Source organism: Aurantibacter crassamenti (assembly GCF_016811105.1).
Lineage (GTDB): Bacteria > Bacteroidota > Bacteroidia > Flavobacteriales > Flavobacteriaceae > Aurantibacter_A > Aurantibacter_A crassamenti.
In genome coordinates this window covers 217,472-232,935 of record NZ_JAFBGM010000002.1, presented here as the reverse complement: position 1 = coordinate 232,935, position 15,464 = coordinate 217,472, and the positions used below count along the sequence as shown (strand labels likewise).

Annotated in this window: 7 protein-coding genes; 5 read left to right on the top strand and 2 right to left on the bottom strand. The window is 35.1% G+C overall.

All coding sequences use genetic code 11. The features are described 5' to 3' along the window. Positions 1 to 154: 154 nt before the first annotated feature. Positions 155 to 754, bottom strand: a complete 600-nt coding sequence (locus JQC67_RS13595; protein ID WP_203253469.1) for a DUF6642 family protein — start codon at positions 752 to 754, stop codon at positions 155 to 157. Between the two features lie 376 nt (positions 755 to 1,130). On the opposite strand from JQC67_RS13595, the gene JQC67_RS13590 reads away from it, so the two are divergent. Beyond that, complete coding sequence (locus JQC67_RS13590; protein WP_203253468.1) at positions 1,131 to 4,553, top strand: malectin domain-containing carbohydrate-binding protein; 3,423 nt, start codon at positions 1,131 to 1,133, stop codon at positions 4,551 to 4,553. 184 nt (positions 4,554 to 4,737) lie between these two features. After that, complete coding sequence (locus JQC67_RS13585; RefSeq protein ID WP_203253467.1) at positions 4,738 to 6,282, top strand: 3-keto-disaccharide hydrolase; 1,545 nt, start codon at positions 4,738 to 4,740, stop codon at positions 6,280 to 6,282. Positions 6,283 to 6,381: 99 nt separating this feature from the next. Here JQC67_RS13585 and JQC67_RS13580 read toward each other — a convergent pair whose 3' ends face one another. Next, positions 6,382 to 6,843 carry a cold-shock protein gene (locus JQC67_RS13580; protein WP_203253466.1) on the bottom strand — a complete coding sequence of 154 codons (462 nt, stop codon included), beginning with the start codon at positions 6,841 to 6,843 and terminating at the stop codon, positions 6,382 to 6,384. Between the two features lie 283 nt (positions 6,844 to 7,126). Between JQC67_RS13580 and JQC67_RS19195 the strand changes: the two genes are divergently transcribed. The 3 genes from JQC67_RS19195 to JQC67_RS13565 all read left to right on the top strand — a co-directional run bounded on the left by JQC67_RS19195 (position 7,127) and on the right by JQC67_RS13565 (position 15,457). Further along, a complete protein-coding gene (locus tag JQC67_RS19195; protein ID WP_203253465.1) occupies positions 7,127 to 12,136 on the top strand; it encodes a translocation/assembly module TamB domain-containing protein in 5,010 nt (1,669 codons plus the stop codon). A 15-nt stretch (positions 12,137 to 12,151) separates the two neighbouring features. Beyond that, on the top strand, positions 12,152 to 14,467 hold the full coding sequence (gene tamL / locus JQC67_RS13570; protein ID WP_203253464.1) for a translocation and assembly module lipoprotein TamL: 2,316 nt from the start codon (positions 12,152 to 12,154) through the stop codon (positions 14,465 to 14,467). Positions 14,468 to 14,896: 429 nt separating this feature from the next. Further along, positions 14,897 to 15,457, top strand: coding sequence for a DUF4494 domain-containing protein (locus JQC67_RS13565; RefSeq protein WP_203253463.1), 561 nt, complete (start codon positions 14,897 to 14,899; stop codon positions 15,455 to 15,457). Positions 15,458 to 15,464: the final 7 nt, after the last annotated feature.

Genomic DNA, 15,464 nt, shown 5'->3' with positions numbered 1-15,464 from the left:
ATTCCACACATTGCCCTCCCTCCTATCCTCCTTCGCAAAAAAAGCTTCGGCGGACAAGCTCGTCGGTCAGTTAATAAGTGTTCTATTACCTTTTGAGAAGAATGGTTTAGAAAAAAAATTTGGAAGGAGGATTTTATTTTGTGCTTATCAACCTCTAATAATACAACCTAAAATCGAGCAACTTACAGACATTGTAATGTTTTTGGTGTAGTTCTTCAACCACCTCAAACATATCATCATCTTCTTTAAATAAGTTGAAGAATACTTTATCTAGATTAGTGCTGCTTATTCCATTATACGCATTACCATAGCCAGAAATAGCTTTGGCATTGGTGATATCTAAAAAATATTGAGCTTCCTCTTCATCTAAATCTAGAATTTTTGCATTGGAGAAATGTAAAATCTTTCCTTTTAATCGTCCTTCAAACAGCTCTGCAATTTCTTGTAAACTGTAGTAATAGCCATTTAAACAAATACTATTGGCCTCACCAGCCATTACCAAATAGATGATTTCATAGTCTTTAAAATTATGATCATCTAATACCAGAGCATTTAAGCTATCTTCTAAAACTTCAATGGTGTCGCATGTTTTATGGATACTTGTTATACCATATTTCAAGGCCAATTGCTCCAAATTTTCTTGAGCTTCGGTAACCTTGTCGGTTTCTATTTCATCAACCCCTTCTAAACAAAAAATGAAATTAGCTGAATCTGTAGATTGTTCTTGAGGTAATTGTCGTCTTTTTTCTAGCAAGCTATTATAAATGTGTAAAGTAAATAAATCACAAAATTAAGATAACGTTTCAATTTATTTTGAAGATTATAATTAAAATATCATTCAAAACACATTACACTTTAATTTTATCGTCCACTGATAAAAAAATCAATAAAAATAACAACGATTTTTTCTACTTATAGTAATGCTGAAAAATGTAAAGATTCTAAATTTTTACGATCAAATATTGTGCAGTTCATCGATTATTCACCACTTCTTATCGATTATTGACCACAGCTTTTGAGCTATTCACATACAAATAGGATCAACTCACAACAATTCGGGGTAGGCATAAATCCTAGGTGAGGTTATGGCCGTAGATATTACTAACCTATTTATGAAACCCCCGATTAATATGACATCATTTATTGAAAGTGAAAAAAATGAATTCTTATGGAAAAAAACAATATTAAGTAAATTCATTTTAGCAGTTCTTCTATTCAGTTTAACTTCTACTACCTTATTTTCTCAAGATAACAACTTCGCGGTTATGGAAGTTGTTGAGATAACATTTACAAGCCAAGAGCAATATGACAACCCCTATCTTGATGTAGATGTATGGGTTGAATTAAAAAAGGCCAATTCAATTAACGAGGTATATCGCATACCTATATTTTGGGATGGTGGAAATGTCTTTCGAGGACGCCTAGTTGCTACTTCACCTGGAAACTGGACGTGGAACATCATCAATGAGACTGTCACTAATTCAGACCAAGGTTTTATTGGTAAAAGCGGTTCATTTACAGCTTCTCCAGCGAATGTTGGCACCAACCCTAATAACCGTGGGTTTATACGAGTTGCCTCCAATAACCGCACTTTAGAGTACGCCGATGGAACACCTTTCTTTTATACGGCAGATACTTCATGGTCTGCGTTAACAGCTGTATTCGGGTTTGAACAAGCAAATGACATTAGCGGTATTTCGCTAAAGGATTATGTTTTAGCACGAAAAAATCAAGGGTTTAACGGACTTAATGTAATTGCTAGTTTTCCGGATGATACTTATCTTGAACAAAGAGGCAGGAACCTAGATCGACCAGGTACTGAATCAGGATTATGGGCAAGTAAAACTTGGGGTAAGAAAATAGGCTCGAATGGTGCACTTCCGTTCGAGATGAAAAATCAAGGGCAATCTTTTACGGATGCACCTTTAGAAGTGGATTACAAGAGAATTACACCTGCATATTGGCAGTCGGTAGATGAGCGTATGCAGTTTTTGTCTGATGAGGGATTTGTAACTTTATTTGAATCCGTTCGCCGACATGAGCGCTGGGCTTTTCGTTCGCAGAGTGAAAAAGATGTTTTTTATAATTATATCCGCTATTTATGGGCGCGGTATGGTTGTTATAATATGATTTTTAGTTGGGTACACCATGATAGCAAAGGGGCAATATATCCGCAGTGGCGAGAATTGGTTCAAAATGCACATAATAAACTAAGTAAACAGCTCGGAAATAGAATGCCCTACGGTCAACCGAGAACGGCAATGTCTTATAACACTTCGCTAAATAATTGGGAACGAGATATCCCAGGAGCAATTGATATACAGAATGTTAGTAATGCAGAGCGAGATGAAACCATGCATGAATGGCTTCGCGATATCTATTATTCACAAAATTCAACAAAACCTGCTCTTAATTTAGAACCGTTTTATCCGGGCTGGGGTTTACATTCTGGTAATGAAATTAATTCGGGAATGGATGATACTACCATGGCCCAGATGCAAATGTATGGTTCTGTATTAAGTGGTGGTTTGGCAGGTCATGCTTGGGGAGATGCGTGGTATGCCGGCGCTGCAAGTTCAACGACAAGAAAACAAGTAGATGGCGGTACCATCGTTGAAAAAAATGATCCACAGAAAAACGCATTAACAGCATTTGATTCACAGGCGATGGGTCACCTAAAGAATTTTATATTAGATTCTGGTCACGATTATAGTAAATTGATACCAGCGGCAGATACGAATCTAAGTGATAGCCAGAATTATTTACATACATTATCTATATCGGAAGATAAATCGTTTGCGCTAGGTTTCTTTACTGCTGATTCTAGATCTAATGCTAAATCACTACCAGAACTAAAAAATCTTACAGCTTCAGAAACGTATAAATTTGAGTGGTGGGATGTTACCAATGGTGGATGGATTTCTTCAGAAGATATTACAACAACAAGCTCTGGAGTATTACAAACTCCTAGTTTACCAAACAATGATCGTACAAAAAATTGGGCGTATCGAATTCGATCTTTAGATTATATTGATGGTGAAATAATTGCTGAAGAAGAAGAAGTAGAAGAAGTAGAAGAAGAACCAACGAACAATTTTGCACTTCGTATTAATTGTGGTGGAGACGCAGTAACCTATAATGGTGAAGAGTTTGTTGCAGATTCTTATGCTGATACTGGTAACACATTGAATAGACCGCAAACAGGATTAACAGCTCCGTTTAAGACTTTCCGATATAGTCGCTCACAAGTGATGGGATATGATATTCCATTAGAAGATGGTGAATATACAGTAAAGCTTCACTTTGCTGAACTATGGTTCGGTGCTACTGGTGGTGGAAGTGGCGGTGTTGGTAATCGTGTCTTTGATGTACGAATGGAGGATAACTTGGTAGAGGATAATCTAGATGTTTTTGCCCAAGTTGGTGCTGATGCCTCACTTACTCGGACTCATACTGTTATTGTCACTGATGGACAATTGGATATAAATTTTTCTGCATTAGCTGCGGATGGTGGAACCAGACACCCTATTATCAACGCTATTGAGATTATTGGAATTACGGAGAGTATACCTATAGAAGAAGAAGAAGAAGAAGAAGAAGAAGAAGAAGAAGAAGAAGAAGAAGAAATTTCAGAGGATAGAGATGATTTAATAGGACATTGGACACTCGATGAATTAAATGGCTTAAGTGCGAAAGATAAAAGTGGTCAAGATTTTTCTGGAAAGCTTGAAAATGGAATTACATTCGATAACCATAAAAGTAGTGGGCAAAAACAAGGTGCTCTAGAATTTGATGGATCAAACGATTGGATAAACTTACCGGATATAGACAATGATTTAGGATCTAACTTTACAGCATCCGCATGGATAAAACCTAGTAATGCAGAAGGTGGTTATCAAGGTGTTTTTGGTAGCACAACTTCTGGTGGGTTTATGATGTTCATTAAGAAGAACAAACTAGCCTTTAAAGTTACTACCAAAGAGAATGGATCAAGATTAGTAAGTGGAGGAAGTATTCAGAATAATATTTGGCAAATGATTACTTGTACCTATGATGGTAGTATGATGCGTTTCTATATAAACGGTGAAAATGTTCATAATGAACCTCAATCGGGAATTTTGAAAGATAAAAAAGAAGCTCGAATAGGTTGGTCTGGTTGGAGGGATCAATACTTTGAAGGTGGTATAGACGATGTGAAATTATTCAATGGTACGCTTACGAATCAAGAAATATTAACTCTGTTTGAAGCAGACGATGTACATTCAAATACAATTGATGCGGTTATAGATGCTACTTCGTCCAAAGAAAATGTGATAAGTTCTGATGCGGTACAAACTTTTCCGAATCCCACAAATAGCACTATCACTGTTTCAGGAGTGCATTCTGGTATGCAACTCATGCTTTTTGATTTTTCAGGAAGAGCAATGACTTCTAAAACGGTTACAGAAGATGGAAATGTTCAGATGGATTTAACAGATTACCCAAAAGGAATGTATGTGCTTCGAGTGTCTAATAAAGCTGATGCGGTAGCGAATATTATTGTTCGTGAGTAATATATAGTTTTGAAAAAGTAGTTAAAAAGGGGCCAACATATGGCCCCTTTATTATTTGCAACAGTAACCATTACAAATCTAATTTACTATATGACAAATACATAATATGTTACAAATCTAAAACTCATGTTCAATTTTGGTTAATGTTAATTATATTACTACACACAATTTCAACATGTATTTTATGAAACCTAAATTAACATCGATAATCTTTTTTTTGTTTGTAGTAATAGTTTCAACCACTGCCATGGCACAAGAAAATTATTATTTTTCAGCCGTTCAGGGTAAAATGAGTAAAAAAGACTCCATTATCTTAGTAGCTGTTCATCCAAAAATGATAAAGGCGCAAATTTCAGGAGAACAAGCAGCTAACTTTAAACTTCTTTCTATTTCTAAGGGAAGTAAAGAAAACACGGGTAATACAATTGTTACATTTAGGTTTGAACCACAAGCTGAAGCAAATGGAATTTCCAGAGCTTCTTTAAAAATCAAAAGTAAATCTAAGACCTTGTTAGAAGTTGGTTTGAAAGGAATGGGTATACCTGCTTTAGAGGGTGAAAATGAAGCATCATTGTCCAGTATTTTAGACCTTTTAGATTTTGGCACCAATGTTGGCTGGACTACCCTACCCAACCATATACAACCGGAGTTACAAGGTGATGAAATAAGTGCGGGTCTTTTTCAAAAGGCGAATGATGGAGATGTCACTATGACACCAATAGCTAGGTATTCGCCACCTTCTATTATTCCCTTTGGATACTATCTTTCTTCGCCAGAAGGACCTGAATTAAAACGTGTCGGTATTTTGGCGGATAGCGAAAATTTTCATGAGCACCAAGCTCTCTATCCTACTCTAGAATCTGGCGCAACTAGTTTTGATCCTAAAGATGAAACATTTGGTTTTTATGTGGTGAGTCATACGCACAATAGTTTTTCTGAAGATCAATGGAATATGATAAATTTCCCTGATAGAGCCGCACACTCCGTTCGCATATATCCTGTTAAAACGAAAGAAGGTCAACTTAAAGAGAATTCATATTTGGTTTGCTATGAAGAAGCTTCTAATGGTGATTATCAAGATTATGTGTTTTTAGTAGAAAATATAAAACCTGTTCAAACCAAAACTTTATTTACAACAATACTACAACCCAATGATTTCACTGGATGGGATACCTTTTTAGAAACAAAAGGACTAAATAATGACCCTGAAAAAATTTTTAGTGTAAAGGATGGTGTTTTAAAGGTTGTAGGTGAAGAATTAGGGTATGTTATTACTCAGAAAAGTTATAAAAATTATCATATGAAATTGCAGTTTAAATGGGGAGATTTAAAATGGCCACCTAGAGAAAATGAAAAACGTGATAGTGGTGTCTGCTACCATATACCAGAAAGTGAAGAAAACAAAATTTGGCCACTTTCAGTTGAATGCCAAATTCAAGAAGGTGATGTTGGCGATTTTTGGTTATTAGATTACAGTACTATAGAAGTAGATGGTAAACAGAATGAACCCAAGCAGTATTCTAATGTGGTTAAGTCGAAAGACAATGAGTTACCTAATGGAGAATGGAATACCTTAGAAATACTCACTTTTAATGGCACTTGTGTGCATATTGTGAATGGGCAGGTTGTGAATTATGGTACAAACTCAAGCCGAAAAAAAGGTAAAATTTTATTACAATCTGAGTTTGCTGAAATATTCTACCAAAATGTAGTGATTAGAGAATTCTAAATTTTCACTACTTATCGTTCAATCTTATATTGATAATGATTAAATAAAAAAAGGGTGCTTAGAAATAAGCACCCTTTATCATAGCTTAAGAAGCTAATTTTATTTTTGTAATGTAACTTTTACTGCGTTTAAGCCTTTCATTCCTTTTTCAAGTTCGAAAGAAACTTTATCATTTTCAGAAATTTCATCAATTAAGCCGCTGACATGTGTAAAGTATTTTTCTTGATCTTCTGAATCAATGATAAAACCAAATCCTTTTGAAGTATCAAAAAACGATACAGTTCCAGATCTTACCGGGTCAAATGCTTCTCTGTCGCCTTCAGCTATTTTTGGAACACTAATCGCAATATCTTCAACATCAATTTCAACTCTTAAAGACGGGTCAGGAGGCGTATCTGTTAAATTTCCATTGAAATCTACATAGGCAAATTCGATTCCTTTTTTATTGGATTCTTTTGCTTCTGCCTTGCGAGCTTCCATCTTTTTTCTCTTGTCTTCACGTTTTTTTAAACGCTTTTTCTCTTTTTCAGTTTTATTATATGTTTGTTGCGATTTAGCCATTCTTTTATTTAGGTGTAGTTTAAATTATTTTGCAAGATATCTATTTTTCTAATTATATCCGCTATTACATCTATCATTAACACAAACTATACCAAATAAAACTTCATTTGATTGAAAATTAGCTTTAAAAAACACAAACGCATCCCGGTAATTCTCAAAACTGCAAAACTTAGTACGTCTACTACCCGTATATATCACAACCATAATTAATAGAAGATTGGCATCAATTCAATTATAATCAGATTATTTTTGAGCTCTAAATATTAATTGCCCCCAAGTACTAGTGATAAAAACGATAAAACATAAAGTACTAAAACGCATTGGCCGAATATTTTTGGTCATACTACTCTTATTTCTGGGGCTGGTGCTTTTTATCAGAAGCCCATGGGGTCAAGATATAATCGTTAGTAAGGTGGTTAATTATGTTTCTGATAAAACAAAAACCCAAGTACAAATAGACCGACTGTTCGTTACTTTTTCGGGTAATATTTATTTGGAAGGTTTGTATCTAGAAGACAAAAAGGGCGATACATTGATTTATTCCAAATCGATTGAGGCAAATTTGCCATTAACTCCTATTGTTTTCGGTGATGGTATTCATGTGAAATCGCTAGAATGGGAAGGCTTAAAAGCAAATATCACCCGAGAAGAACAAAGTGAAAAATTCAATTTTGATTTTCTTATAGATGGCTTTGCTACTAAAGATTCGGTTGCACCTCAAGAATCATCATCACCTCTTGATTTTACTATCGATTACGTAACATTGAATGATTTTGAAATTGAATATAACGATCGTTTTTTGGGAATTGTTAGTAAAATTCAATTAGGAAAACTTCTATTTGACAGTAATGATTTTGACTTAGCAAACATGCATTTTAATATTGATGCGCTAGCCTTATCTGATACGAGTATTGATTATCAACAAACGAAACCTTTCCCTGTATCTAATGACACGATAGCAACTAAATTACCTTATTTATCTGTACGAGATTTTCAACTTAAAAATGTAAAAACAACCTATAACGCATTGCCAGATGAGGTTTTAGCCAAGGTTGACATTGGTAATTTTAAGTTAGAACTACCTAAAGTTGATCTCGCTCAAAACGATTTTGAAATCAATAGCTTAGTATTAAATCACTCCACTATCTTTTTTAAATCAGAGGGTCAAACGGCTGTTGATACTGTTGAGGTACTCGAAAAAAAGTCCGCCTTTAATTGGCCTGAATATCTGGTGCAAGTGAATGAAATAGATTTAGAAGAAAATAACTTTACATTTCAATCTGGAAAAGAGTTGCCGGTTCAAGATGAATTCAATCCATCTGATCTAGGTTTAACCAATATTAAGCTAAAGGCAAATGATCTTTACTATGGAAACAAAAATGCATCTATAGACTTAAAGACTTTTTCGTTTACAGATAAAAGTGGAATTCAGTTAAAGAACCTCGCTATGAATGCCGAATTGAAAGATAATTCGGCAAAGATTTCGAAGTTTGATTTGCAGACAAACCAAAGTGTCATCATGGGCGATTTGGCGCTAAAATTTCCTACGGTACAACAGTTACTAGATGCGCCTGAAAAAACATCCGTAGCGCTTAAGCTTCAACACCTGAACCTTGATCTACGTGATGCTTTTATGGTGCAGCCCGAGTTAGCTAAAAATGAATACATACAAAAACTTTCAAAAAAACCTTTTGTTGGTAATCTTTATGCGGAGGGTACGTTAGACTCCATTAAATTTTTTGACACAAAAATGGTATGGGGTAAAAACACTTCACTTTCTGCTGAGGGTGAACTGTTCAACGTTATGCAACCTGATTCGCTATACTTCGATTTGAATAAAATAATAGCAAATGCTAGTAGAAATGATTTGCTTCAGTTTATCGCAGAAGATGATCTTGGAGTATCAATTCCAGAAACTATTGCAATTGACATTGCAGCCAGTGGAAGAATTGATGCTATTGATGTTAATGCGGAAATTAAAATTCCAGAGGGTACGGCCAAGTTGATTGGTAATTATAAAAACACAAATGAAATTGCGTTTTCAGGAAATCTAGTGGTGGATAGTTTGCAGTTAGACAAACTGTTAAAAAATGATCAACTTGGTGATATCTCACTTACAATGAAAGCTACTGTTAGTGGGAATAACTTGAATACCTTAAACGCTAATTTTGATTCTAATTTTTCACAATTAAAGTTTAATAAATATGATTTTTCAAAACTACATTTGACAGGTGCTATTGTTGCTGGCAAGGGTGATGTTAATCTTAATTTTAAAGATGAAAATCTGAATATTGAAGCCACTACCCTAGTCAATTTAGATACCATATCATCAACAATACAATTAGACTTAGATGTCATAGGGGCAGATTTGTTTGCGTTGGGATTAACAAAAGAAAATATAAAAGCAGGCACAAAAATCAGAGCGAATTTTACAGGGAATGCTGCGGACTACAAGTTAAACGCATCTTTTAATGAAAGTGTTGCGGTTTATGACAATGAACAGTATCAAATGGGTGGTCTTGACTTAGCTGCTAATATTAATACTGATACCACAGATGTATCTATCAATAGCGATTTTTTGAATGGAAGCCTTTTGTCTAATGCATCTCCTGGGCAAGTGAATGCGGCGCTCCAAAAACAGTTTAAAGGATATTTTAACGCGAATACCGAAAGTGATTTAAGTACCAAACCCATTGCGCTTAAAATGGATGTTTCATTGAAACCTGTGCCCATACTGACAAAGGTTTTTCTATTGGGCGTTGAAAAATTAGACTCCGTTGCTGTAACTGCTGATTTTGATTCGTCAACTAAAAAGTTAAATGCAGCAGTATATATGCCTTCCGCTACCTATAAGGGTAGTACCATTGATAGTCTTAATATTAATATAAATGGAGATGCTACCAACCTAGACTTTACCGCAGGTTTCGCTGGGGTAACTTCTGGCCCAATTGATATAAAGAAAACTTCTTTCAATGGGAATCTAAAAAACAAGGAATTATTTTTAGACTTTACTTCATATGACGCAACTGACAAATTAATGCATATTGCTTCCGAATTGACTTTAGATCGGGACACTATTAATCTACATATTAGCCCTTCCGAACTTATTTTTAATAAAAATGAATGGACTATTCCCCAAAATAATAACATTATTATTAGTGATGAAGTATTGCGTTTTCAAAATGTGAAACTATCCCGAAATTCTCAGGAAATGACACTAAGTAATACAATCGAAGGTATAGATGAAGAACATTTTGGTGTTGTTTTCGATAATTTTAAACTCCAAACTTTTATAAGCCTATTAAACCCTGATGAGGCTTTGGTTTCAGGATCTGTAAACGGAAATTTGGTTGTTGAGAATCCGTTTGGTGCAACCGGAATAGTAGCCGATTTTAAAATTATTGAATTAAAAGCTTTAGAGAATGCATTAGGTAATTTAACCTTAAAAGCAGAGTCTACAGGCTTATCAAAGTATGATTTTAATTTATCCTTAAAAGATGGTGGTATTGATATGGACCTATTGGGCGATTATGCTGCAGCAGAAACGGGCGCTCAACTCAATCTAAATTTAGATTTGAATCGGTTAGATATGAAGGTCGTTTCAGGACTATCAAATAAAGCAATCACCAATGCTGAGGGTGCTATTTCAGGAAGCGTAAAAGTTACAGGTACTACAGAGAATCCTGAATATAAAGGAAACCTAACTTTTGCAGATACTTCTTTCAAAGTAGCAGATTTGAACGCAGTTTTTGCAATTAAAGATGAAACGCTTACAATTGACAATTCAGGACTTTACTTAAAGGACTTTCAAATCAATGATGCTAACCAAAATAGTTTCATAGTTGATGGTAGTATTTTGACTAAAACTCTAACGAATCCATCTTTTGATCTTTCGTTAAAAGCGAATCGATTTCAAGTCATGAACTCTACGAAGGAGGACAACGATTTATTTTATGGTGAAGCTAGTTTAGATGCAAATGTTATCGTGCGCGGCGATTTGAGTTTACCTATTATCAAAGGAAAAATGAAGGTTCGTAAAGTAACTGATATCACTTTTGTAGTGCCTGAATCACAATTAGACGTAGAAGAACGAGATGGAGTGGTCATTTTTGTAAATAACGAAAACCCTGATGCCATACTCACCCGAAATGACCAAGAAGAAACACCTTCATTATTTAGAGGCCTAAATGTAAATACTGTTTTAGAAATTGCCCAAGATGCAGTTTTTAAGATTATTATTGATAAGCGTACAGGTGATAATCTTCAAGTTTCGGGCGATGCGGCATTGAATTTGAATATTGACCCCAACGGTAAAATTAATTTAACGGGGCGATATGAATTGGCGTCTGGGCATTATGAAACTAGTCTCTATAATTTAGTGAAACGAAGGTTTGAAATTAATCCGGGTAGTACAATAACTTGGTTAGGTGATCCAACTGACGCAAAACTAGATGTGACTGCAGTGTATGCAGTAGAAACATCGGCATCACCCTTAATGACTGCTGTTACTTCTGGTCAAGATGCTAGTGTAATCGGTAAATATAGACAAGTACTCCCCTTTTTAGTCTATCTCAATGTAGATGGTGAATTGTTAGAGCCTAAACTTTCATTCGGATTAGATATGCCAGAAGAAGTTCAAGGTTCGCTTGGTGGTGCTGTATATGGCCGCGTACAACAATTAAATGAACAAGAGTCAGAACTCAACAAGCAAGTATTTTCGTTATTGGCGCTAAATCGATTTTTCCCCGATACAGGTAGTGATGGTAGCAGTGGTGGTACAGCTGCATTGGCACGTGATAATGTGAACAAAGTACTTTCAGGAGAATTGAATGCTTTTTCAGATAAAGTTTTTGGAAATACTGGTTTAGAACTCGATTTTGACTTGGATAGTTTTACTGATTATCAAGGTGATAGCCCCCAAGATAGAACCCAGCTAAACATCAATGCAAAGAAAAAACTGTTTGATGATAGACTCATCGTAAGTGCAGGAAGCGCGGTTGATGTTGAAGGTAGTGCACAACAGGGTCAAAGTGAAACTCCTATTATTGGTAATGTTAGCCTTGAATATTTATTAACAGAAAACGGTAGATATCGATTGAAGGGCTTTCGGAAAAATGAGTATACTAATGTTATTGATGGTCAACTGATTTTGACTGGTGTTGCATTCATTTTTAATAGGGAGTTCAACCGGTTCAGTGAACTTTTTAATCCTTTGAAAAAAAATGAAAAAGAGCAAGAGAATTACAAAAGAGATGAACGGAATAAAGACGCTAAAATCAAAACTGAAAACTAAAAATGTTGCTTGAATTTGAAAAATAATTTCACATATCGATTTAGTATCATCCTATTATTCTTTTTAGGACTCTACTCGTGCAGTGTCAGTAAATATATTCCTGAGGATGAGGTATTGTATGCGGGTTCAGAGTTAGAAATACAAGTTGATGAAAAGAAAACGAATGTAAAAAAAGTCAAGGAAGACCTTAACCTATTACTTCAGCCACAAGAAAATTCTACAGTTTTAGGCATGCGATTGGGCTTATACTATCATTTTAAAGCACAAAAGAAAAAACCAGGTTTTCTAAACAAATGGCTGAATAAAAAGTTTGGAGAAGCACCTGTATATTTATCAGAAGTGAATGCACAACGAATTGAAGAATTACTTTTAAACAGACTTGATAATAGGGGCTTCTTTTACAGTAAAGTGAATTCTGAAGTCGATAGTTCTAAAAATAGTGCGGGATTTAAGTATACGGCAACGTTACCCAAACCTTATACGTTAGAAGCGTTTGAGCTCAAAGAAGATTCCTTACCAATTTATAATGAAATTAAAGAGGTTTTGGCTGATACTCAAATAAAGTCAGGCAATCGATTTGACCTTGAACTCTTGAAATTTGAGCGTCAACGAATTGATACTGAATTGAAACAGCGGGGTTATTATAATTTTAATCCAGATTTCTTGATTTTTGAGGCGGATACCAATCGCTATGCGAATAGAAAATTTGATCTTCTTCTTCGGTTAAAGCAAAATGTTCCTGCTAAAAGCATAATTCCGTATACTATAGATTCTATAACGGTATACCCTAAATATGCCATAAGTGATACTGTTACATCGGGTGAAAAAACCAGTATTAATGGAATTCATTTTATTCAAAATGAAGAATTCTTTAAACCGAAAAAGTTAGAACCGTATATATTATTTCAAAAAGGGCAAAAGTATAATGCCAATATCGCTCGGTTAACAAGTAATCGATTATCGAATATTGGTAGCTATAAGTTTGTAAATACACGTTTTACAGAAAAAGATTCGATTGCACTTGATGCAGAAATTGGTTCTCTTGATGCAGATATTTATCTTTCTCCATTAACAAAAAGGTCAGTACGTGCAGAACTACAGGCCGTCACAAAATCAAATGGATTTGCGGGTCCAGGAATTGCCGTAACGTATAGCAACAGAAACTTATTTAAAGGGGGTGAAACACTAAGTCTCAGCACCAATTTTTCATATGAAACGCAACTCTCGGGTGGTGACAGCGGTGGCCTAAGTAGTATTGCGGGTGGATTGAAAGCGGACTTGATAATTCCGAGGCTTGTGCCCTTCTCCCCTAGTCAATTTAAATATGCGGTACCTAAAACCAAAATTAGTCTTGGCGCTGATGTTCTAAACAGAACTAAATTATATACACTAACTTCATTTAACAGCTCATTTGGTTATACTTGGAAAGCCAATAAATACGTGTTTCATGAATTAAACCCAATTAGCATAAATTATGTAAATCTTGCGAATACCACTCCTGAGTTTGAGGAGATATTAAATAGTAATCCGTTTTTGAAGCAAAGTTTTGAACAGCAATTTATCGCAGGTTTAAACTATACTTTTACATACAATGAATTAGTTGATACAGACAAATCGCAACCTATTTTTGTCACTACCAGTCTAGATGTTTCGGGTAATATGCTAAACTTAGTAAGTGGTGGTAATGAAAAGGTTTTGGGCTTAGAATATGCGCAATATGCAAAAGTGGATATCGATTTTCGCTATTATTTGAAGTGGGGAAAAGAGCAAGCCTTGGTATCGCGAGTTTTTGCAGGATGGGGATTACCGTACGGAAACTCTACAAGTCTACCCTTCGTAAAACAGTTTTTTTCAGGCGGACCATATAGTGTTCGTGCCTTCAAAATTAGATCTTTAGGGCCGGGCACATTTACATCTGATGATACTAGTACTACTTCCTTCTTTGACCAATCTGGTAATCTACGTTTGGAAGGTAATCTTGAATTCCGTTTTCCTATTTGGTCATATCTTAAAGGTGCCCTATTTGCGGATGCCGGAAATGTTTGGCTCACTAATAATCCGGTAATTTCTGAGGATGAATCGGAAGAAGGTATTGCTTTTAATGAACGTCTACAAGCTCAAGGAAAGTTTGGACCCAATTGGTATAAAGATTTAGGTGTGGGTGTCGGTTTAGGCCTGCGAGTAGATATTCAAAGTTTTGTAATTCGATTGGATTTAGCTTCGCCCATTCGTGTTCCATATTTACCCGAAGGCGAACGTGGAAGAACACCTTTTTTTGATGGTGGTGATGACAACTTAATTTTCAACTTTGCAATTGGCTATCCGTTTTAAATTAGAGTTAGCCTAGTAATTAAAGCAATCTTCAGGACCAAGTGAATCCTTTATTTAGCATTGTTTTAATAGACTTATTTTTTTGCTTTTTTCAATCTCTTTTCTTCTTTCTTTTCTTTTGCGGTTTTCTCCGGAACTTTTTTTACATTTTTCTTTGCGTCTTTACTTTTGGCCATAATGCTAATGTTTATATTAATTTATACCGATTTGCTTCTGAAACAATCTACGCCTAAAATTCAATAGAATACGATTTTAATAAAATTGATTATTAAAAGGATGTAGTTAGCCAATTTCATTAGTTAGAAACCCTAACTATCTAAGACTAAATGCGGTATAGAATTCATCTTAAAATTGTGAATATCTATTCTATTTTTTCACTTTTTACCTGGCGCTTAGCCCTATTTTTGGCATCCCTAAAACAAAAAAGATATGAGTGCAACGTGGTTTGAGTGTAAAGTAAAATATAGAAAATTAGATGAAGCGTCAGGTATGCAAAAGGTGAAAACTGAACCCTTTTTAGTAGATGCTATTTCGTATACAGAGGCAGAAAGTAGAATTACAGAAGAGATGTCTGCTTACTTAAGTGATAGCGAAGAAATTAAAATTACCAACATAAAAGTGGCAAATTATGCCGAAATACATCCGTTTGAGAATTCTGATAGATGGTTTAAGTCTCGCGTGTCTTTAATTGCTTTTGATGAAGAAAGTGGAAAAGAACGCAAAACCAACATGTACCTTTTAGTACAGGCCAATGATGTAAAGGAAGCCTATGAAAATACTATGAGCGTTATGAAAGACACAATGGGTGAATTTAGTGTTCCTGCTATTTCAGAATCGCCTATTATGGATGTTTTTCCATATTTCTCTGGTGAGGAAGATGAAATGGAACGTTTAAATAAATTTACGGCCTTAAAGGATTCTGTACCTGAAGCGAATGAAATAGATGAGGCTTTAGAATTAGCAGATGTTTTAGCAACTGATGCCGAGTAAGCTTATC

Bases quoted from the DNA above. Each gene is read 5' to 3' on its own strand.
- JQC67_RS13590 (WP_203253468.1), top strand. From the start codon at position 1,131: ATGACATCATTTATTGAAAGTGAAAAAAATGAATTCTTATGGAAAAAA.
- JQC67_RS13585 (WP_203253467.1), top strand. From the start codon at position 4,738: ATGAAACCTAAATTAACATCGATAATCTTTTTTTTGTTTGTAGTAATA.
- JQC67_RS13580 (WP_203253466.1), bottom strand. From the start codon at position 6,843: ATGGCTAAATCGCAACAAACATATAATAAAACTGAAAAAGAGAAAAAG.
- JQC67_RS13565 (WP_203253463.1), top strand. From the start codon at position 14,897: ATGAGTGCAACGTGGTTTGAGTGTAAAGTAAAATATAGAAAATTAGAT.